23 protein-coding genes are annotated in these 20,963 nt (G+C 40.3%); 14 read left to right on the forward strand and 9 right to left on the reverse strand.

Features of this window, described 5'->3' with window-relative positions:
• Positions 1–473 precede the first annotated feature (473 nt).
• From nifV to V7K27_RS12675, 4 genes are all read left to right on the forward strand, one after another.
• Positions 474–1,604, forward strand: coding sequence for a homocitrate synthase (gene nifV, locus V7K27_RS12660; protein WP_334947613.1), 1,131 nt, complete (start codon positions 474–476; stop codon positions 1,602–1,604).
• Positions 1,594–1,881, forward strand: a complete 288-nt coding sequence (locus tag V7K27_RS12665) for a nitrogen fixation protein NifZ (RefSeq protein ID WP_094327372.1) — start codon at positions 1,594–1,596, stop codon at positions 1,879–1,881. The genes nifV and V7K27_RS12665 overlap by 11 nt, the downstream gene beginning before the upstream one ends.
• Entirely contained in the window at positions 1,856–2,059 is a 204-nt protein-coding gene (nifT, locus tag V7K27_RS12670; protein WP_334947615.1) for a putative nitrogen fixation protein NifT, read from the forward strand. Before V7K27_RS12665 ends, nifT begins: the two co-directional genes overlap by 26 nt.
• A gap of 285 nt (positions 2,060–2,344) precedes the next feature.
• The gene (locus V7K27_RS12675; protein ID WP_334947673.1) at positions 2,345–2,887 is read left to right on the forward strand and encodes a (2Fe-2S) ferredoxin domain-containing protein; all 543 of its coding nucleotides are present in this window, start codon (positions 2,345–2,347) and stop codon (positions 2,885–2,887) included.
• Positions 2,888–3,033: 146 nt separating this feature from the next.
• Here V7K27_RS12675 and V7K27_RS12680 read toward each other — a convergent pair whose 3' ends face one another.
• Positions 3,034–4,044, reverse strand: a complete 1,011-nt coding sequence (locus tag V7K27_RS12680; protein ID WP_334947675.1) for a Rieske 2Fe-2S domain-containing protein — start codon at positions 4,042–4,044, stop codon at positions 3,034–3,036.
• Positions 4,045–4,105: 61 nt separating this feature from the next.
• Between V7K27_RS12680 and V7K27_RS12685 the strand changes: the two genes are divergently transcribed.
• On the forward strand, positions 4,106–4,894 hold the full coding sequence (locus tag V7K27_RS12685) for a TetR/AcrR family transcriptional regulator (protein WP_334947617.1): 789 nt from the start codon (positions 4,106–4,108) through the stop codon (positions 4,892–4,894).
• Positions 4,895–4,932: 38 nt separating this feature from the next.
• Complete coding sequence (locus tag V7K27_RS12690; protein WP_334947619.1) at positions 4,933–5,517, forward strand: Uma2 family endonuclease; 585 nt, start codon at positions 4,933–4,935, stop codon at positions 5,515–5,517.
• A 45-nt stretch (positions 5,518–5,562) separates the two neighbouring features.
• On the opposite strand, the gene V7K27_RS12695 is transcribed toward V7K27_RS12690, so the two are convergent.
• The 4 genes from V7K27_RS12695 to V7K27_RS12710 form a co-directional block, all read right to left on the reverse strand.
• Positions 5,563–5,826, reverse strand: a complete 264-nt coding sequence (locus V7K27_RS12695; protein WP_334947621.1) for a type II toxin-antitoxin system RelE family toxin — start codon at positions 5,824–5,826, stop codon at positions 5,563–5,565.
• Positions 5,823–6,026 (reverse strand): hypothetical protein, encoded by a 204-nt coding sequence (locus tag V7K27_RS12700; protein ID WP_265270083.1) that lies wholly within the window; start codon positions 6,024–6,026, stop codon positions 5,823–5,825. The genes V7K27_RS12695 and V7K27_RS12700 overlap by 4 nt, the downstream gene beginning before the upstream one ends.
• Positions 6,027–6,175: 149 nt before the next feature.
• Positions 6,176–6,595 (reverse strand): type II toxin-antitoxin system VapC family toxin, encoded by a 420-nt coding sequence (locus V7K27_RS12705; protein WP_334947677.1) that lies wholly within the window; start codon positions 6,593–6,595, stop codon positions 6,176–6,178.
• Between the two features lie 131 nt (positions 6,596–6,726).
• Positions 6,727–6,954 carry a type II toxin-antitoxin system Phd/YefM family antitoxin gene (locus tag V7K27_RS12710; protein ID WP_334947623.1) on the reverse strand — a complete coding sequence of 76 codons (228 nt, stop codon included), beginning with the start codon at positions 6,952–6,954 and terminating at the stop codon, positions 6,727–6,729.
• Between the two features lie 291 nt (positions 6,955–7,245).
• Between V7K27_RS12710 and V7K27_RS12715 the strand changes: the two genes are divergently transcribed.
• Entirely contained in the window at positions 7,246–7,971 is a 726-nt protein-coding gene (locus tag V7K27_RS12715; protein WP_334947625.1) for a Uma2 family endonuclease, read from the forward strand.
• Positions 7,972–8,064: 93 nt separating this feature from the next.
• On the opposite strand, the gene V7K27_RS12720 is transcribed toward V7K27_RS12715, so the two are convergent.
• On the reverse strand, positions 8,065–9,447 hold the full coding sequence (locus V7K27_RS12720; protein ID WP_334947627.1) for a 1-acyl-sn-glycerol-3-phosphate acyltransferase: 1,383 nt from the start codon (positions 9,445–9,447) through the stop codon (positions 8,065–8,067).
• Positions 9,448–9,692: 245 nt separating this feature from the next.
• On the opposite strand from V7K27_RS12720, the gene V7K27_RS12725 reads away from it, so the two are divergent.
• The 5 genes from V7K27_RS12725 to V7K27_RS12745 all read left to right on the forward strand — a co-directional run bounded on the left by V7K27_RS12725 (position 9,693) and on the right by V7K27_RS12745 (position 15,959).
• Positions 9,693–10,703 (forward strand): RNA polymerase sigma factor, encoded by a 1,011-nt coding sequence (locus V7K27_RS12725; protein WP_334947628.1) that lies wholly within the window; start codon positions 9,693–9,695, stop codon positions 10,701–10,703.
• An 88-nt stretch (positions 10,704–10,791) separates the two neighbouring features.
• Positions 10,792–11,304 (forward strand): hypothetical protein, encoded by a 513-nt coding sequence (locus tag V7K27_RS12730; RefSeq protein ID WP_334947630.1) that lies wholly within the window; start codon positions 10,792–10,794, stop codon positions 11,302–11,304.
• Between the two features lie 120 nt (positions 11,305–11,424).
• Positions 11,425–11,967 carry a hypothetical protein gene (locus tag V7K27_RS12735; protein WP_334947632.1) on the forward strand — a complete coding sequence of 181 codons (543 nt, stop codon included), beginning with the start codon at positions 11,425–11,427 and terminating at the stop codon, positions 11,965–11,967.
• Positions 11,968–12,262: 295 nt separating this feature from the next.
• On the forward strand, positions 12,263–13,090 hold the full coding sequence (locus V7K27_RS12740; RefSeq protein ID WP_334947634.1) for a hypothetical protein: 828 nt from the start codon (positions 12,263–12,265) through the stop codon (positions 13,088–13,090).
• Between the two features lie 154 nt (positions 13,091–13,244).
• Positions 13,245–15,959 carry a carboxypeptidase-like regulatory domain-containing protein gene (locus V7K27_RS12745; RefSeq protein WP_334947636.1) on the forward strand — a complete coding sequence of 905 codons (2,715 nt, stop codon included), beginning with the start codon at positions 13,245–13,247 and terminating at the stop codon, positions 15,957–15,959.
• 190 nt (positions 15,960–16,149) lie between these two features.
• Here V7K27_RS12745 and V7K27_RS12750 read toward each other — a convergent pair whose 3' ends face one another.
• Entirely contained in the window at positions 16,150–16,719 is a 570-nt protein-coding gene (locus V7K27_RS12750; protein WP_334947638.1) for a Uma2 family endonuclease, read from the reverse strand.
• A gap of 215 nt (positions 16,720–16,934) precedes the next feature.
• On the opposite strand from V7K27_RS12750, the gene V7K27_RS12755 reads away from it, so the two are divergent.
• Together V7K27_RS12755 and V7K27_RS12760 are read left to right on the forward strand one after the other, a co-directional pair.
• On the forward strand, positions 16,935–18,749 hold the full coding sequence (locus V7K27_RS12755; RefSeq protein WP_334947640.1) for a proline--tRNA ligase: 1,815 nt from the start codon (positions 16,935–16,937) through the stop codon (positions 18,747–18,749).
• 327 nt (positions 18,750–19,076) lie between these two features.
• Complete coding sequence (locus V7K27_RS12760) at positions 19,077–19,691, forward strand: GerMN domain-containing protein (protein ID WP_334947642.1); 615 nt, start codon at positions 19,077–19,079, stop codon at positions 19,689–19,691.
• 64 nt (positions 19,692–19,755) lie between these two features.
• Here V7K27_RS12760 and V7K27_RS12765 read toward each other — a convergent pair whose 3' ends face one another.
• Entirely contained in the window at positions 19,756–20,103 is a 348-nt protein-coding gene (locus V7K27_RS12765; protein WP_334947644.1) for an ArsR/SmtB family transcription factor, read from the reverse strand.
• Between the two features lie 229 nt (positions 20,104–20,332).
• Entirely contained in the window at positions 20,333–20,890 is a 558-nt protein-coding gene (gene accB, locus V7K27_RS12770; RefSeq protein WP_334947645.1) for an acetyl-CoA carboxylase biotin carboxyl carrier protein, read from the reverse strand.
• Between the last annotated feature and the right edge of the window lie 73 nt (positions 20,891–20,963).

A 20,963-nucleotide genomic window follows, 5' to 3' on the forward strand; every position in this document is an offset into this window, starting at 1 on the left:
CTCCCTGCCCATAGTAGAGCATCTTGCTCCCTGCCCATAGTAGAGCATCTTGCTCCCTGCCCATAGTAGAGCATCTTGCTCCCTGCCCATAGTAGCGGGCAAGATGCCCGCACTACTCCAGGTTTCAAAATGGACGAGGTCTAAATTACACACCAATGCTCTAGAAAATCTGAGGTTACGAAGATGATTACATCCTTAATTGCTGGATTCTGTGTCTTACTTTGTTCAGGATTTGCTAATAGTTATATTAGTTCATTGCTACTCGAACAAAATTCAACTGACATCGGTAAAAACGATTAGTAAATTATACATGGTTTTAGTTCCCTGCCATACAGATGTGATGCTACTAATTGGTCAATAATTAAGGATCATGTATCCTACATTATGAATTGTGATATTTTTAGCGTTTACCATCACGAGGGATTGTAGAGAGAAAGGATATTAAGAATACTTCCAAGAGAGGGATATTTGCAATGAATCAAATCATCATTAATGACACTACATTACGTGATGGCGAACAAGCAGCAGGTGTTGCCTTTACCTTAGAAGAAAAAGTAGCGATCGCTAAATTTCTCGATGCCATTGGTATACCTGAATTAGAAGTCGGTATACCGGCAATGGGTGACGAAGAAACACGAGCGATCGCCGCAATTTCTGACTTGGGTTTACAAGCAAAACTCCTGGGCTGGAACCGCGCCGTCATCTCAGATATTAAGGCTTCTATCGCCTGCGGTCTGAACCGGGTGCATATTGCCATTCCCGTCTCTGGTATCCAAATTGCCGCCAAATTTCACGGTCAATGGCGGGTAAGTTTGCAAAAGCTCAAAGACTCTATCAGCTTCGCCCTCGATCAAGGTCTTTGGGTAGCAGTCGGCGGAGAAGATTCTTCCAGGGCTGATGAAAACTTCCTCTTAGATGTAGCGCTTTCTGCTCAAGAATGGGGTGCATCCCGCTTCCGCTTCTGCGACACCGTAGGAGTTCTCGACCCCTTCACCACCTACAACAAGGTCAAACGACTAGTTTCAGCGTTGACGATTCCCCTAGAAATCCACACGCATAATGATTTTGGTCTAGCAACTGCCAACGCCCTTGCTGGTATCAAGGCTGGAGCCTCATCAGTGAATACCACAGTCAACGGATTAGGTGAAAGGGCGGGAAATGCAGCTTTAGAAGAAGTTGTCATGGCTATCAAACGCATCTACGGCGTTGATTTGGGCATTGACACTCCCAGTTTGCTGGAACTGTCTCAACTAGTTGCAGCCGCATCCGGTGCTAGTGTACCACCCTGGAAGGCGATCGTAGGCGAAAATACCTTTGCTCACGAATCTGGCATCCATGCTCACGGAGTATTGCAAAACCCCATTACCTACGAACCATTTGCTCCTGAAGAAGTGGGTTGGGAACGGCGTTTAGTATTAGGTAAACATTCTGGACGGCATTTGGTTTCAAACTTGCTAGAACAGCATGGAATTTTCTTGAACTCCCAAGAAACCCAGTCTGTTTTAGATGCAGTGCGCCATCAATCGGTACAGAAAAAACGCAGTTTGACGACAGAAGAACTATTGAATTTGGTCAGAGAACAGAGGTACTCTCATGCAACGTGATGAATTAGAACTAAACTTGCCACCTGCTTTTGAAATCGGTGAAAAAGTAAGAGTTCGTAAACTGCTTAAAAACGATGGTACTTTTCCTGGAAAGGAAGTCGGCCAAGTTTTAGTAAACAAGGGAGATATCGGCTATATAGCGAGTATCGGCACATATTTGCAGACTTCCTATATCTATGCTGTGCATTTCTTAGAAACAGGGTTCGTCGTCGGCTGTATGAAAAAAGAACTAGAATCTGTTGAGGAATCTCATGAAAGTAATGCTACGCATGAATGATGCCGGTACTTTAGTAGTTTATGTTGCTAAAAAAGACCTTGAAGAAGAAGTCGTCAAACAAATCGATGGAAATGATGGCAAGATTCTCACCCTAGCAAATGGTTGGGAATTGGAATTTCGTGATTTACCAGATGCAGCAAATTTACCCCAAACTGTAGAAGCTAAACGTCTGGCGTAAAAAATGGGGAGTGGGGAGTAGGGAGTCTCAAATATTACACCAGTTACCACAACCGCCTCAGAATGAATTCTGAGGCTAATAGCTAAAGTCTTCTAAAGAAGACTAAGTAAGGTTTTTAGTCCACTTTAGTGGAGTTAAGCTAAAAGCCTGTGAAATTTATTTCTTGGCGGGAGATGGAGCAGGTGCAAGATTTGAGAAGTGGGGAGTTATGAGTTATGAATTTTAACTCCTAACTCTTAACTAATGACTAATGACCAATGACCAATGACTAACTTTTTATCAATCATGGGTGACAAGTATTTGACGTTATCAGAATTGAACATTGAGGGACAGTTACTAGGTTTTGTTGGTGGTGAACCAGGAAAATATAAATACTTGCAATTGGCAGTTCCATCTGGAAATGTGGAAATTAAATTGCCTAAAGAGTTGCGCCGTTCTCTAAGTTCATCCTTAGTTCCTGGTCAGCAAATTCGTGTTTGTGGTCATAGTAAAATAGACTCGCGCACAAGTAAAATTAAAATCAAAGCCTATCGGGTGACACCAATTGATGCGTGTCCAAATCAAGATTTACCACCTCAACCCAAAGCGAGGATTATGGTATGTCAAAAGGGCGGTTGTCTCAAACGTGGTGGTAAAGGGTTATTATCAGAATTAGAAAAAACTTTGTGCGATCGCGGTTTGTTAGACAAAGTTACCATTGAACATACTAGTTGCCAAAAATGCTGTGGCAGCGCCCCCAACTGTGTTTTACAGCTTGGTAAAAAGAAATACAAGAATATTCATCCTGATGCGATCGCATCTTTGCTAGAAAGTCACTTAACAGAATAATAACCTTCTCTAGCTATTCTTAAAATAATAGACGATTTGTAGGGGTAAAAATTTTACCCCTATTTGTTATTGGTATCCCTTGTCAAAACCTAATACTATGAAAATTATTAAATCGTTGAAATTAGAGCCAGCATCTCAAGGAATGACTATGATGCTGAAATTTTATCCCCCGTCTGCTTAGAAAAATTAGGTTCCACAATATTTGGGAAGTTTTCAAAATTACGTCGCACCCAATCCATGCCTACTTCATTGTTGAGTTTAATTTTTTGAGGCATATTTGGATAAATTTTTCCTAATATATCTGCATCTTGATTGACTACCACCTCCCCAAACTTGAGATATTGGCTACCAAATATCTTAAATATAGGATGCTTGGCTTGACCAAATAATAAAATATAAGTCCGTGTACGATTAGCCCCTTCTGGCACAAATATATGGCACTGTGCGGCTTTACCTAATGGCGTTTCTCCATGAAAAATTATCAGAGATGGAAAGTGATTTTCTAGATGCGCTTGAATATTCTTGGGCAGTAATAGTAAATCAGGTTTTTTGAGCTTTTCTAGCAAGCTGTAAGGTGCTGTGAGCAAATCATAAAACGCATGGGAATTATGCCCGTTATCAATAAATTGATGAAATTCTACATCGGTAATCCTAAACAATTCTCGGTGAGTACCATTTTGATGATTGTAGTCATGCATATTCAGCAGCATCGTCAGCATTGAAGTATCTATAGTTCTATCTGCTGTATGTCCAATAAAGTAGTATGTTTTAGCAATCTCATTTAGGACTGTGGGAATAGGTATTTTCGGATCATATCCACCATAAGACCAAATAAAATCCCCTTGAATTATTAGCTCTAATGATTTGAGTTGTGGCAATGTTTTCTTGTTCGTTCCAGGTAAAATAGTGCAGCCTGACCCATCAAATTTCAAGGCATGAAACGGGCAGACCACAGCACTCCTACCATCAGTTTCTGTTTCGCACCAGCCTTCGGACAACATTGCTCCCATGTGTGGACAAGCATTGGGCAAAGCATATATAGCTTCGGTAGAATTTTTCCAGATCACATAGTCATCACCATACAAGGAAATTTTTCGAGGTTGGTTAACTGCCAACATCGACTTGTGGAGCAACAGCCAGGGCGCACCAGGAAGCATAGATTCCATGATCTTCTCCGCTAGTTATAAAATTGTGAAAAATCCGTCGCCTTTTTAATATATGACAGAAGATTCACATTCGTCAAGCAGTTTACGTCGTCAACCCAAACAACAACGAGGAAAACAACGAGTTGAAAAAATCTTGGATGCGGCAGCAGCAGTGTTTGATCAAGTGGGTTATGAAGCTGCAACTACCCATTTAATTGCAGCAAAAGCAGGAACAGCGATCGGTTCTTTGTATCAGTTTTTTCCTGATAAAGCCGCTATTTTTCAAGCGATGGAGTTACGCCATGTTGAGCGCGTAAAGCAGATGTGGGCGCAGGTGAACACACCAGAAATTGTCCAGTTACCACTGCGTCAAATGATTCATGCTCTTGTTAACTCTGTAGCACAAATGTTCGAGCAGCCAGTTTCACGGGTGGTATTTGTGCAGTTTTTCATGGCACGCGAAATTTTCCAGTCCATTGATGAAAGCATGACCCAAGAAGCAATTAACTTTATGGCAAATATCTTGAAACAGCGAAACTCAAAATTAAGTGAAGCACAGTACAGCTTGCTGGCAGAAGTTTGCGTTCACAGCAGCAATGCTGTCATGTTATCGGCACTTCGCAACCCAGATCAACAACATCGGCAACGACTGACCCAAGCTATTGAAGATTTGCTCGTTTCATATTTAGAACCCTATGTTGGAGATCATGTGTTGGGAAATGTAATGAAAGTAATGAAATGCTTACATTGTCAATCACAGCGATTATCAAAAAATGGCTATCGCAGAGGCAAGCAGTGCTATCTTTGTAAGGACTGTGGAAAACAATTTGTGGAAACTTGTGGCAGGTCTTTTGCTCCTTGAAAGCTAGATAAAAATAACTCTGCATTCCTTTAGTTGTTATGAGCCTAACCAGTGCTAAACGCTTTACAATAGCTGAATATCACCGTCTAGCTGAACTCGGTTTCTTTGAGGAGAATGACCGAGTAGAGCTAATTAAGGGTGAAATAATCCAGATGGCAGCAAAAGGTACACCCCACTCTGTTTGTCAAACACGCCTAGATCGAGAATTATATAAGCTAGTAGGCGATCGCGCAACCCTGCGAGGACAACAACCAATTACTTTATCTAACAACAGTGAGCCTGAACCAGATAAAGTAATTGCAAAAAATAGAGATGATGACTATCTAGCGAATCATCGCAGCCCATCTGATATTTTACTCTTAATTGAGATTGCTGACTCATCCTTAAAATATGACCAAGAACAAAAGCTACCTATTTATGCGGAAGCAGATATTTCTGATTATTGGATATTTAATTTAGTAGATTATTATCTGGAATGCTACAGCGAACCTTATCAAGCTTTACAAGGTAAATTTGGTTATCGTCGCAAGTTTATTTATCTGCCAAATGAGTCAGTTAATCTCCCATGTTTCCCTGATTTGTCACTCTATTTATCTCAGATATTTTCTGGGATGTTATTTTAAAATCGCTGCAAAAGCAGATTGAAAAATTAGTATTAAATTGACAATCTACTCATCTCGATAAACATCTCTTCGATGCCCTACTCTGACAACTTTAACTATCAGCACATCATCTTGAATCTCGTACAAAATGCGATAATTGCCAACACGAATACGATATTTATTGTCGGTATTTTCTAGCTTGACAACGCCGCTAGGACGGGGATTATCAGCCAGTTCTAAAATTTTCTCGTTAATTCTATCTCGAATATCAGCAGATAATTTTTTTAATTGTTTGGCAGCCCGATTAGAAATTTTTATTTGATAAGTCACGATTCTAATTCTTGTTTGTACTGTTCCCAAGTAATAGTAGGTTCATTTTCAGCTTCTTCAAAGGCTTTAATATCCTCTTGATCCTCAGATGACCGAATATCTAACAGTTCTAGAACATCTTCTAAAGTGTCTTCATAAGCTTGTTCTAGTCTTTGATTGATTGCTTTTAACAACTCTTGTCTTTTAGTTGTAGTTTCCATAATTAACCTCTGCAACTGCAAAATTTTTAATTAATTTCCGCTTGAGTGATTGTTGTGGCAAATAGACCAATTAAGGATTGTTGAACAGCCAAATTACGAACTATTTCAGAGTTTTTAGACATATTGTTCATAATCAATTGATAGCATTATCACCAAAGTCGCGTAATTGAATAAGCATCAAATGCTCTATCTGCACTAATAATTGGTATTTTCTCTACCATTGCTTGAGCAATCAAAATTCTATCAAATGGGTCACGATGTTGTAAGGGTAGGGTAGTAATTACATCAATGTGATCGAGATTAATATTGAGTAAATTAAAGTCATGTAATACTAGCTGTTGCTCGATAAAAGCCTTAATCGGTAAACTAAAACTTAGCTTACCAATGCTTTGCTTTATTGACATTTCCCACACACTAACAATGCTGATGAGTTTTTCATTATTCTGGTCTTCAATTAATAGTCTCATCTTGTCGCTAAAACGTGCATATCCTTGAAAAAACCAAATCAAAGTGTGAGTATCTAAGAGGTTGTTTGAAAAGTGATTTGCTGTATCTTTGCACTTATTGATCCCCCCTAACCCCCCTTAAAAAGGGGGGAACCGGAATCAAAGTCCCCCAATTTATCGGGGGATTTAGGGGGATCTAAAACCTTTTGCTACCGTGAAGAGGACTTTTCAAACATCCTCTAATAACACCTGCATTACATATAATCCTGAAACTCTTCTAATGGCTCATCAAAGTCATCTGTTATCGTAATCAAACCTTTGGCACTACCAAATAAAGGAGAGCGTTTTTTCTCTGGAATCACCGGAGTTAGTTTAACCACTGGCTGCTCATCTTTGGTGATGATGATTTCTTCGCCATTGATTGCTGCTTCGATTAATTCGTGTAAGTGTTGTGATGCTGCATCGATAGTAATCTGTTGCATGACTTTCACTATTTAATTAACTATTTCAAGACTGAATTTCACTGTCTTATAAAACTGGGATTTGTTGCTGAAGATAACCGCTTTGAAAGGTGTTTAAAGCATGACGCACCAAGGTCTATTGATCTATAAATTATTTTTAAAATACCATCACTCAATTTTATTATAGCGTGTGTACACGCTATAATGTCTTATATAATGAATAGGGTATTATTGCTATTGCCCGATGATACTGGTATTCTCTTAATGTGAAGTCAGGGGACGTTTATTTATAGATTTTCTCTAGAAATCGTCATGCTAGACTACAACAAACCTGAGTATCTTCCTTCCTCAGAAGAATTACCTTGCTCCGACGATACCCCTGTGGATAATGAACTACAAAACCTGATTCCTAACTTATTAAAAGCAATCTTAGCCTTAATTTGGCAAGACCGATGGGACTGGTTTTTTGGGGTTGATATGGGCATTTATGATCGCACTGGTCAAATTCGGCGTACTCCCATAATTCCTGATGGCTTTTTAAGCATAGGAGTACCACGCCGCAAGAATGATCCCAAGGGACGCTTAAGCTATGTTTTGTTAGAAGAAAATAACGTTTCTCCTACATTGGTGTTGGAAGTTGTTTCCCAAACCTATGGGGGAGAATATGACAAAAAAATGGCTGCTTATATTCAATTAGGTGTGTTGTATTATGTTACTTACAACCCTGACTATTATCAGCGTGATAAACATGAACCTTTTGAAGTTTATCGGCTAGAAAAAGGCAAATATGTGCGCCAGCTTGGTGAACCAGCATGGATACCTGAAATCGGCTTGGGAATTGGTAGAGGTCAAGGTATCCATGAAGGATGGCAGCGTGAGTGGCTATACTGGTTTGATCAGCAAGGTAATAGATTTCTCACTCCAGAAGAACTTGCTCAACAGGAAAGTATTCGTGCTGAACAGGAACGACAGCAACGAGAATTAGTAGAACAACTTTTACAGCGTTACCGCGAACGCTTTGGCGAATTGCCTGAGTAATATCTGTTTGTTCTAATACTATAAAATACATCCAGTTAAGTATTAATAATATGACAGTAAGCAGCGAGGAACTTGGAATATTTACCCTATTAATCAAATCAATCCTTCCAACGCGTGTTGTAAATCATTTGTCACCTCAGCTACAGCTTGTCTAGCAGCCAAACGATTTTCCTTATACGCTGGGTAAAGCTCAGAAACAGATATCGGTTTACCCACAGTTATTTTGACTTTTTGCTTACCCAATTGCGGACGCCGCACAGCTTTCTCACCTTTGATTTTAGCGATCATTTGCCATAAAATTAAAGTCGTCTCAGCAAACCTTTCTACCGTTGGATTTTCACGAATATAATTACCCGAAACTGCGACAAAACTTTCTACTAAACGCATGTGCCACATCCGTGCATTCGCTTCTTCAGCAACGCGATCGCCTAAAGCTCTTTCAACAGCAGATACTCCTTTTGCATCCTTAAAATCTTCTCTAAATATATAATTCCACCCTGCTTGTTCTACTCGCTGACATCGATCCCTTAAACTACCTTTTGATTGCAAATTAAAATACTGTTCTGATATTAACAGCGCTGCATTTAACAAAGCTTGTAAACGAAATGCTAACGCTTCATTTCTATCTGGAATTTGCCCAGCGACAATCTTGGGATCTGCCAGTTTTTGATGATAAAACCGTGTGTAAAATTCTTCCATCAGCGAAAGTAAATGTTCTGCCAAAGTCAACAACCGGGGATAAAGTGACTCTACAGAAGCAAATTCTGATAGATTCACAGGTAAACCACTAGCCGCTTCCAATTCACTTAAAAGATTAGCGATCGCATCCCAAGGAGCATCAACATAACTATATTTAATCCCAACTGGTACAATTAAAACCTGTTGGTCGCGTCCAGCTTTCTGCAAATCTTCAGCACACCAAAAGCCTAATTGAGCGATACCAGGTTCTAGGGTGCTAATATTCTCTGATAAACCATTCGTACCACCTTCTGGCGCCGCCGCCATCGGGAATTTCCCATTGGCGAACAAGTTACGCGCCGAACGTAACCCCGTCCAATCAGCCTTACCGCGCTGAATCGGAGTAGCACCTAAATTAGAAGCAATCCAACCTACATAAGAACCTGCCCATAGAGGAATGCCGCGATCGTAGATAAAATGAGCGTGAATCGGAAGTTGTAGGATTGTACCTTGCGATCGCGCTACTTTTGGCACGAGTTGAGAAAACAAGTAACTCAAACAAAATGGATCATCTGTTTTCGGATGGCGAAATGCCAGCATAAAACGGATCTTACCCTCCTGAAACTGGCGATAGAGATCCACCAGAACTTCTACGTTCTCTGCTTCAATTTGGGTAATGGCTGTTTGCCAGTTAATGTAAGTTGGTAATAAAAGCTGGACAACTCGTAGAAATAAGGGGTTAAACGCCGGAGGAATAAATTCTAAGGGTGGCTGTGCTTGATAAATTACATCTGCCAAGGTAGTTTCTCCTAAAGATGCCGCGATTTCTCATCGCCCGGTGGTTATTTATTGTTGTAACGGAATATCATCGTTGTTGGAAAGTCGAAAATACTATTGATGAATTTTGGCAAATACCGTGAATATACTCATTTACAAGTATAATTAGTTTACTATTATGTAGTTGCTAGCTTTCACAACTCATTAATTTAAGGGTAGTCAGGCAAGCCTTGATGAAAATTTTTCATACCTAATTGGGTATATCTATGTTAGATTCTCAAACAGTTGCTGCATTATCCCTGCGGGATTGCTGTGAAGATAGAGAGAAAGCTTTTTGGCAGCTATGGGAGCAGTATAAAAATTATCTTGCTCGATGTTGTTTAAAGTGGATGAATAATTCTACTGATGCTGAAGATGCGCTCAGTCGGGCCATGCTCAAAGCCTGGGAGAAAATACGTGATTGTACGGTTGAGATTAAAAATATTAAGGCTTGGTTAACCCAATTAACTCATAATCTCTGCGTGGATATTCATAGAGAATGCCATCAGGGTACAAGGCAGGTTGAGACTTTGGAATTTTATGAGGAGTTAGTTAGTAAAGAAGAAACACCAGTTCTTGCTGCTACGCAGCAAGAACTGCAAAATTTTTTTTGTCTTGCTATTGATAAGTTACCCCCTAAACTACAAAAAACTTTTATCCTGCACTTTGAAGAAGAACTTTCATATAAAGAAATTGCCGAAAAACTAAATATTTCTTACGATAATGTCCGCAAGCGCATTTCCCAAGCACGGGCAATTTTGCGAGAGCGATTTAATCAAGATTTTGTTGGCGAGGATAGGAAGTCTAATGTAGAGACATTTCATGAAACGTCTCTACACCCCACTATCGTTTCCCAAACACCGGAGGAATTTGAGGGAGTAGATTTGGAGAAAAATCAAAATCTGTATGTGCATCAAATTTTTGTTGATGAAGAACTCCAAGCAGCAATGCCATCTATTGCAGAGATAGAGGCTGTGGTGGTGGATGCTCAATCTGATGGGGAGAAAATAGCAGAGATTCAAGATATTAGTCAGAGTATATCTGAGAAGTTAAATTTTATTCTGCCCTGGCGATCAAAAATCGCGGTGACACACACAAAACCTGCCTACTCAGGTTTTTTTAATGAAGCGCACCTACGCAGACTTATAGATTATTTTGTGCTGCGATGGAAACTGTGGGCAGATAGTAGAGCTTGGGTAGCACTTGCAAATATTAATAATAAAATAGACTCAAGCTAAATTATCCCACCAAATAATTAGGCAAGAGGTCTATTTTTGCATTTTGGAATGCAACATTTCTGGATCTTTTCAGTTAAGGAATAATTTAATGATGATTCACCGTCTTGCTGTAGTTAGCGCTTTAGCTATTCTCAGTGCTGTAGCATTCCCGTCTAAATCTGAAGCCCAAGCAACTCAAGATGTTAACTTCAACGGTACTATTGCAGAAAGTTTTACCTTTAGTGTTGGGTCGGTTACTAATCCTAGCCCATCAACAAGTTTTAACGCTAACTCTTTTGAAGGTACAGCAGATGTCAACATATCCTGTTCTATTAGTGCTTTCATAAGTGTGTCTGCCCCCGAACGGATAGCTGCGCCTTCTGGCTTCAATGATGCTTTTCGGAAAGCTCGTGTTCGCTTCGGAAACAGTACTACATCTACTGGCGTCGGTAGTGCTGATGGTTTTCCTCTTTGGAGCGACTCAGCTTCTGCTCCTTTAGCTATTAGTAGTTGTACAGGCAATCCTTTGGTTGTCGAAATGATTGCTGGTAGTTCCGATGCAGGAAGTGCTCCTGTTGGAAGCTACGTATATAGAATAACCCTGACAGCTACTGCTCAGTAGGTAGATATGAAATGTTCGGCTCATAACCATAGAGTTAACTTAAGTTGAATAATTCACAACTTGGCTTCGGGAAACGTCTAACTAATGAAGGGATAAAAAACCTAGTTTTGGTAATTAAAAATGATGAATTTTCGTCGTATTGCTTTAGTTAGTGGTCTAGCTATTCTCAGTGCTGTAGCCTTCGCCCCCAAAGCTGGAGCAGCGCCAGCGACTCAGGATGTTAATTTCAACGGTACTGTTGTAGCGACTTGTCTCTTTAGTAGTACTACTTCCGGTGCTTTGGTAAACAATAACCATAACGCCTGGCTTGAAGGCTCTGGTGGTAGTACTGTTGGCAGTATCGGTACAGCAGCTTCTACAACTGTAAACTGTACTTCTGGTGGTCTGCTGGCAGTCTCTCAGCCTGTTAAAGTGTCAGCACCTGCTACCTTTTCGGATACTATCAGGCAGGCAGTTGTTTACGATGGAACTAACTATATGTCATCTACTGGTACTGCTTTTGATACCGGTGGCTGGAATAAACCGACTGCTTCTTTAGCTATTCCTGTTAATACCGACCGTACTTTGCAGGTCGCTGCGGTTATTGGTGTGAACAATATTACTGGCGGAGTACCTACGGGAACTTATAGCTATAAAGTCACTCTCACTGCTACTCCTAACTAGAACAAAGTCAACAAAAAGCCTGATTCCTGAATAAAAGCAGGCTTTTCAAAGACTCGATTTAGTTATCTTGTTTTTTGCAAGGATTGGATGCCCTACTTTCTAGCTCCAATCCTTTTCCCATTATAGCAAATTCCAAAAAATAAATATCCAATATTCGCAAACTGGGTAAGGCGCGTCAAGAAACCAGACAACGGATGTACTTTCAAGAATTTAGGTCTGACACACCTTACAAATTGGATATTTTTTAAATTGGAAGTCTCATATTTCACATTATTCTATTAGATCCAAATAAACTATGAAATTTGCTTCCACGAGATTTATGTTATCCCGCGTGAGCGGTGTTTTGCTGACTAGCTTTTTATTATGGGGAACTGCTGCTAGAGCCGATATTGCTATCTCCCCAATGGTAATCGAAACCGAAGTTAAACGAGGACAAGCACAGGGAACGATTACGGTTACAAATGGCGATGCTAAAGAATTTCGCGCCCGTGTTTATAGTCTACCCTTTACCTATGATGTAGAAGAAGGATTTAAACTTTTAGATTCTAGTCCTCTAGATTTGACTCCCTATCTGCAATTTTCACCACGAGAACTGCAAGTTCCCGGTACAGATAATCGTCGTATCCGCTTTATTGTGCGCTTTCCTCCCAGTTTACCCGATGGTGAATATCGGGCGATGTTGTTTACAGAAAATTTAGAAGCGACTATTCAGGAAGAACCAGGTAAAACCAGTGGTGTCATCTTCAAAACAGCAATTGTTCCTAGAGTGGGAGTTGCTGTTTATGTTCGTAAGGGTAATGTTTCCCAGAATTTGAGTGTGGTTAATGCTAGATTTAATCCTAAATCTAAGCAACTTCAACTCTTAGTTAAAAATACTGGTAAAGCCAGTGCAATTATTCAGGGAGAATGGACTATTAAAAAGGGAGAACGAGTTATTTTTAATGGACGAGGTATGGATACAACAGTGATTGCAGAAGGGCAAAGATATCTGGCTGTTGATTATTCTAGCTCTGGGAGTAAAATTCAATTGGAACCAGGAGAATATCAACTTTATGGAAATTTGGGATGGGGTATTAACAGAACTAATAAAATTCCGTTTAGTGTCAACTTTGCTATTCCCTAAAATATTATTTATAAAGGTGATTGAAAATCGCGGCTATCCAGATAAAGCCTTATTTTGTTGTTAGTCCGCTCCGGCGGATTTTGTTTGTTTAGCACCAAACTTATATTTTATTTTGATTGGAGGTTTTATGAACTAAAAATAAAGGTCATACAATGTGATTTTAAGTATTAATAATTTCCTAAAAATATTTTGCTTTATATATGTCTTTTCGGTGAATTTAATTAGTAGCAATGGCTTCCTTTTAGCAGCAACAATACCAATTAATAAAACTCCTTTAATTCCGGGAAATCCCCAAAAGCAAATATTCATAAAAGCCCCAATTGAAAATATTTTACAACCAGAATCTTTTGTAGATGAACAATTGCCAATCCTTTTAACTCAAAAAAATTCAACCCCGTTAAAAAATGATAATTTAACAACTTTTATTATTGGCTTAAATATCGGAACACGTAATGTAAGTTCTGGGGTTTTAGTGCGAGGTAAAGCTACAGATAAAGAAGCGATTAATTTTGAAAATTGGTTAATTCCTTATGATGCTTTTCTGCAAGCATTAAGGTTTACCTCTAAAAGTATATCTGAGAATGAAGTTGAGTTGCGATCGCCTTTTAAAATTATTCGTCTCAATATCAATCAACTGCGTAATGATCCAGAATTAGGATTAGTGCTTTCCATTAAAGAAATTAAAGATATTTTCGGCATTGAATCTAAATTTGATTGGCGTGAATATGTCATTGTTTTTGATATTCCTGAAGAAAAACCCACTAACAGTAATAATTCAGAAAAAAAGCCAGTTATCTTAACAGGATTACCAAAAATTTCTGCTCCAGATATAACATTGAGCATGATGGAACAGAGGGGTAATTTTACTGGTACAAACATTTCAGATTTCAAGAATCAAGGTACTTTATCAGCAGTTGGCACAATATTTGATAGTAGTTGGTTTGTGCGGATCAATCAATCCGACATGACAGATCGCAAAACTTGGCAATTATCAGAACTACAAATTCTTAAACAAACAGATTATAGTGATTATTATTTAGGTTCACAACCGACTTTTTGGCGTAGTCAAAGTGGGGGTGATTTTTGGGGATTTACTACTATTCAAAGACAGGGGTTTTCTCCCTTCCCTACCTATGGAAGTGGTGGTGCAAATCCTAGTCAAAGGTTACAACCAGAGCGTGTTTCTGGAACGGTGACAGGTCGTGCTGAACCGGGAACTTTAGCACGTCTTGTGAGGAATATCTATAGTAGAGAAGTGATTGCCGAACAGTTAGTTAATGGTTCAGCAACTTACCGTTTTGATAATATTCCTGTAGGGAGACAAATAGGCACAAACTATCAAGTTTTACTGTATCCTGGTGGTGTTCTGACTGCTCAACCCCAAATTCAAGATGCTCGTTTTAATTTGTTACCTGAACAACTGTCAGTAGGAACATCGGCATTAATTGTTTCTGGGGGATGGAAACGACATTTAAATAATAATGATTTTTTGGGAGAGTTTACCCAATTCAATGCAGGAATAAGTCAAAGATGGGGACTAACAAAAGATTTAACTGTGGGTTTAGGTGGTGTATATGATTCATCATTTCAAGGTTTAGCAGAGCTTTTTTATCAGCCCCAAAAGTCTCCCTTGAGAGTCACTGTTTCTGGTGGAATTGGAGATGATATCAAAATTAATACTAATGTGACTTGGAATGATTATCCAAATCTTTATGCAACATTAAGTAATGATTTAAAATCTACTCTCTATACTCTCGATTACAAGATATCAAATCAATTCAGATTTTATAGTAGTGGCAGTTTAGACCAAAATAAAAATTTCGGTTTAGGCTATTCTTCTAGTAGTGCTAATTCTTCCACTTATGCTCTAGTAAATGTTGATACAAGTACTGGATTGAGTTGGAGTCTTGATCAACGTTTAGGAAAGTTATACTTAAATCATCGTGGTAATCATACTAGCACTTCTTCCCAACTATCATATCTATTTAATCCTTACCAATCTTTAATTTTCAACTATGAAACTCTCAGTTCTTCTCAAAACTCTAATTTGCTGACTGCATATTGGCGTTATACTTCTCCAACTATCACTAGATACGGTGATTATCTTTGGCAAGGGGAATTAGGTTATAGAATTGGTTCTTCAGGAACAGGAATTTATGGGACGCTGGGAACAGCTATTTTACCTGGTATTTTGTTACAGGCACGCTATGAAGGAATTTCTCTAAATTCTGATCAAAGTAGTTTCAGTCTTCAACTGGTTTCTAGTTTGGGTTTTCAACAGGGTATAATTCCAGGCGATCGCCAAATCCAACGTTTACGCACTGAAGGGGGTTTGTTAGTTCAAGCCTTTTTCGATCGCAACAGCAATGGAAAACGGGATAATCATGAAGAAATGTATAATGATAACTCGGAGTTTCTGATTCTCAACAACGAGGTTGTCAAACCTTCGCAAATTGATATTCAGAGCGATCGCATGATTATGCGTCTTCCCCCAGGAACTTATCGTGTAGACTTAGATCCTGCTGGTTTTCCTCCTGACTTCCAACCTGCAATTAATACCTTTGCCGTGAAAGTGGTAGAAGGTAGCTACACACCTGTTCTTATTCCCCTTCAGCCTTCTTATACTCTGGCTGGAATCGCCACCGATGCACAAGGAAAACCTATTGCTGGTGCTAAAGTGGAAGCTATTGATACTAATTCTAAGTCATCGGTTATATCTATTACTAATAGTGCAGGTGTTTTCTATCTAGAACAGCTGCGACAAGGGACTTATCAGTTAAAAATTAATGGTAAACTGAGCGAACCTAATACAATTACAATTAAAGCAGATTCTAATACTCTGCAAGAATTAAATTTAAAGTTGCCTTAACTCACATATAGCAATCTTATTTGATTTCTGAACTTATTTGTGTAGAGAGGGAGTGGGGAGTAGGGAGTAGGCAATCAGCCCTTTCGAGTTGAGGGCGAGTTTTTTCATAAATCAAATACGAGTCCTATATAACAAAGAAAAGATGGAAAATGTGGGCAGATAGTGGAGGTTGAGCGCAGACTTACAAATATTAATAACAAGATAGACTCAAGTTAAATCTTGGCAATACATTTTCACCCGATAATTGTGTGGGCAGATTTCGTACTTCCACATCCTGTTTTTGACGATAAATTTCCACTTGCTGCTGTTGAGGGTTAATTAACCATCCCAATTGCACCCCTGCATTCATATATTCCTGCATTTTGGAACGCAACATTTCCAAATCATCTGTTGCTGACCTTAATTCAATGATAAAATCGGGTGCAATAGGCGGGAATTTGCGTCTTTGTTCAAGTGTAAGTGCTTGCCAACGTTCTCGTTTAATCCAAGCGGCATCTGGGGAACGGTCAGCACCATTGGGTAATTTGAATATAGTAGAAGAACTGAAGGTAAAACCGAGTCCAGTTTGCCGATTCCAGATTCCCAGATCAATAATTAAATCTGCTTCTCGATTGCCGCTTTCTCCTCCAACGGGGGACATGATAATTAATTCTCCCTTGGCAGTGCGTTCAAATTTCAATTCGCGGTTATTTTGACATAAGTGATAAAATTGTTCGTCACTAAAGTGAACGGTGTCTAGTTTTAATGTCAAAGGACTCATAACCTAGACCTAGATTAAATAGTTGCAAAGATTATATCATGCTATATCTTAACGGCTGTAAGATGCTGATCGCGCTTGCGCTCCGCACACCACGCAGGTTTAAAAACTAGGATACCTTCTTAGTTCGCCCAGGCGGACGAAAGTTTGTGTGTCCGCGATTTCTAATCGCCAAGTGGTTTATAAACAAATTAGAGATTCTGGAAAGGGAATAAACGATGCGACTTTCACAAATGTTATTTGTTACACTGCGGGATGATCCGGCTGATGCTGAAATTCCTAGCCATAAATTATTACTCCGTGCAGGCTACATTCGTCGCATCGGTAGCGGTATTTATGCTTATTTACCTTTGATGTGGCGGGTACTGCAAAAAGTTTCTCAGATTGTGCGGGAAGAAATGAACGCTACAGGCGCACAAGAATGTCTCCTACCACAATTGCAACCGGCTGATTTATGGAAGGAATCGGGACGCTGGGACACTTACACGAAAGCTGAGGGGATCATGTTTTCCCTAATTGACCGCCGTGAGCAACAATTAGGATTAGGCCCAACTCATGAAGAAGTAATTACAGCGATCGCTCGTGATATGATTCGCTCTTATCGCCAGCTACCACTACATCTCTACCAAATTCAAACCAAATTCCGCGATGAAATTCGTCCTCGCTTTGGTTTGATGCGCGGACGAGAGTTTATCATGAAGGACGGCTACTCTTTCCATGCCGATGAAGCCAGCCTCAAAGAAACTTACCAGGATATGTATAAAGCTTACAGCAATATCCTGCGGCGTTCTGGTTTAGCTTTTCGGGCAGTAGAAGCTGACTCTGGTGCAATTGGTGGTTCTGGTTCCACAGAATTTATGATTTTGGCGGAAGCTGGCGAAGACGAAGTTCTCTACACTGAGGATGGTAAATACGCCGCTAACGTAGAAAAGGCTGTTTCTTTACCAATTGATATTGAAGCCTCACGGTTTACAAGCTATGAGAAACGCGATACACCTGGAACAGAAACTATCGAAAAGGTCTGTCAACTCCTCAACTGTTCTCCGACTCAATTAGTGAAAAATGTCCTTTATCAGACAGTTTATGATAATGGTATAACCGTGTTAGTTCTGGTGAGCATCCGAGGCGATCAGGAAGTTAATGAAGTCAAGTTGCAAAATGAGTTGACCAAACTAGCTTCTGAGTATGGTGGTAAAACTATTATTAGTTTGAATGTACCAAATCTAGAAGCCCAGCAAGCATGGACAGCGAAATCTCTACCTTTAGGCTACATTGCGCCAGACATCGCCGATGAGTATATTACCGCTAATAAACAGATTCATCCCAAGTTTTTGCGCTTAGTGGATCAAACAGCCGTTGATTTAAAAAACTTTGTTACAGGCGCGAATGAAGCTGGTTATCACGTAGTTGGTGCGAATTGGGGTGAGCAATTTGATTTACCAAGTGGTGTAGTAGATATACGGAAAGCCAGACAAGGCGATCGCGCCATTCACAACCCAGAACAAACTCTCTTCAGCACCCGTGGAATTGAAGCAGGTCACATCTTCCAATTAGGCACTAAATACTCCAAAGCGATGGGAGCAACTTATACCAACGAACAGGGTGAAGAAAAACCGCTATTTATGGGTTGTTTTGGTGTAGGTGTATCACGATTGGCACAAGCTGCCGTAGAGCAATCTTATGATAAAGATGGGATTATTTGGCCAGTTGCGATCGCACCCTACCACGCGATCGTCACAATTCCCAACATTAAGGATGTAAACCAAGTTGAAATCGCCCAAAAACTTTACACAGAACTCAATCAAGCGGGAATTGAAACCCTACTCGATGACCGCGATGAACGTGCGGGAGTGAAATTTAAAGATGCTGACTTGATTGGTATCCCTTATCGGATTGTAACCGGACGTGCGATCGCTAATGGCAAAGTCGAAGTTGTAGAAAGAGCCACCCGTAAATCGCAAGAAATTGTCATTGATGAAGTTACAACAACACTTCATAAGTGGATTACCGAAGCAATAGAGGGTAAAAAATAAACGCAAAGGGATGCAGAGGTTCGCGCAGGTACTTTTGTGATAAAATACTCAGCGTTCCTCTGCGTTTTCCTCAGCGTTCCTCTACGTTGTAAATTTAATCCTCAATCATCTCCAGAAAGAAAGAGATTTACATAATTTGGTAGGTGACGGACTAGAAATAAAAATTCTAAAATTGTATTAGGGACTTGCAGAATTAAAAATAATTGCATTTTGATGCATCAAGCCTCCTCCAGGTTGTGGGAACCTCTCCACTTGAAAGTATCGTCTTTAACCAGGCTGCTCCTCACATAACTACTATATCAGCCCTCAGTCAGGAAGATTTTGAACATGAAAGACCAACAAGGATCTAATCGTATTTCTTCAGGCGTAATTGCAGCCGTCTCAGCAGCTGTTGTAGCGGTGGGTGGCGGCGTGGCTTGGTTTACTTCACACTCCAGCAATACTCCCACGCCGTCAAATCCCTCTGCGCGAATCGTTCAGCCAGCACAGCCATCAACTAAGCCGTTAGGTCATGAGCAAACTGCTAACGTTTATTGGCTCACACCAAAAGACAAAAATATTGCTTTGGTTCCCCAGCCTGTTAAAGTAGCTTCTGTACAGCCCAACCAGGCTTTAGAAGCAGCTTTCCAAAGTTTGTTAGCAGGCCCAAAAGAAGGGACAGATTCTACTACGACCATCCCCAAAGCAACCAAACTGTTGGGGTTGAAAGCGGAAAATGATGAAGTTCACGTTAATTTATCTGAAGATTTTACCAGTGGTGGTGGTACCACTTCAATGATGGGTCGCGTGGGACAAGTTGTTTATACTGCGACAACTTTAAATCCCAAAGCCAAGGTGTACATTGACGTGAACGGCAAACCGTTGAATGTTCTAGGCGGTGAGGGCCTAGAGTTACAACAACCGCTAACTCGTGAAAGCTTTCAGAAAAATTATCCCCTTTAGTCATTAGTCATTGGTCATTAGTCATTAGTTTTGGACAAAGGACAAATGACAAATGACAACTGACCTAACGATTGCTATTTAACACACGAAAATTACGGGCTTGCTCTTCTAACCTTGTGGCAAGGCGATCGCAAACCCGATTACACAAATCAAAAATCATTTCATCTTCCACCCGGTAATAGGCGCAAGTTCCTTCACTGCGGCGGCTAAGGATGCCTGCTTGCCACATTACCTTCAGGTGTTTTGACACATTTGCCTGAGAAGTTTGTGTTGCCTCTACCAACTCTTGCACGCATTTTTCTTCATGCCGTAATAAATGTAGCAGCCGCAGGCGCATCGGCTCACTTAACAGGCTGAAGTATTCAGCTACTTGTTGCACCACTTCTGGTGGTAAAGGCAACGTTTGTTTCATCAGGATTAACCCGCAAGGACTGAAAGTTTTAACAAGAAAGAATTCAGGATGAGCCAGTGCGGGGACAGGGGTTTCCCCAAGTGGAGCAACTGGCGTTCAGTTGTCAGAATTCAGTATAAATTAGAGTCCGAGTAGCGGCTCTAAATCCTATACTTTCTTATTCTGAATTCTGGATTCTGAATTCTGCATTCTTCTTTAACAATGACTCACATCATATATACATTAATACTTAATCAGGGTTAATTCGCATCAAAGGTTGACCATATTCTACAGCGTCACCATTTTGGAGAAGAATTTCCATCACTTGGCCGGAGACTTCGGCTTCGATTTCATTCATCAGCTTCATCGCCTCAATGATACAGACTGTTTGACCCTTGCGGACGCGATCGCCGACTTCCACAAATGCCACTTCCCCCGGCGCAGGAGCGCGATAAAACGTCCCTACCATTGGCGAAGGCACTTCTACTAATCTCTGGTCAATGGTTGAGGGGGCATTTACTGACAACTGCAATTGTGTGCCAGTTCCAGCATTATCAAACACGCGACCTGTGGACACCTCCGTTACTTGACTTGCTAGCCCCTGGTTTCCCAAAGATGAACCCGACGTCAAGCCCGAACCTACCACACCGCCCAAGGTCGCTTGACCTGCCGACAACACCTGATTGCTGATACTCACAGCCTTACGGACCGTGAGTTCAAAGTCATTGCTTTTGAGCGTAACTTCTGCAATATCTGTTTGGGCGATAGTTGCCAGTAGTTGGCGGATTTCATTAAAGTCCAATGGCACAGTTTTTATTACCTCGACCTATCCGTAAATTAGCATTTTAAGTGTGGCAGGGATTTAATCCCTATGTAGGGAT

This window comes from Nostoc sp., assembly GCF_036919575.1.
GTDB lineage: Bacteria > Cyanobacteriota > Cyanobacteriia > Cyanobacteriales > Nostocaceae > Nostoc.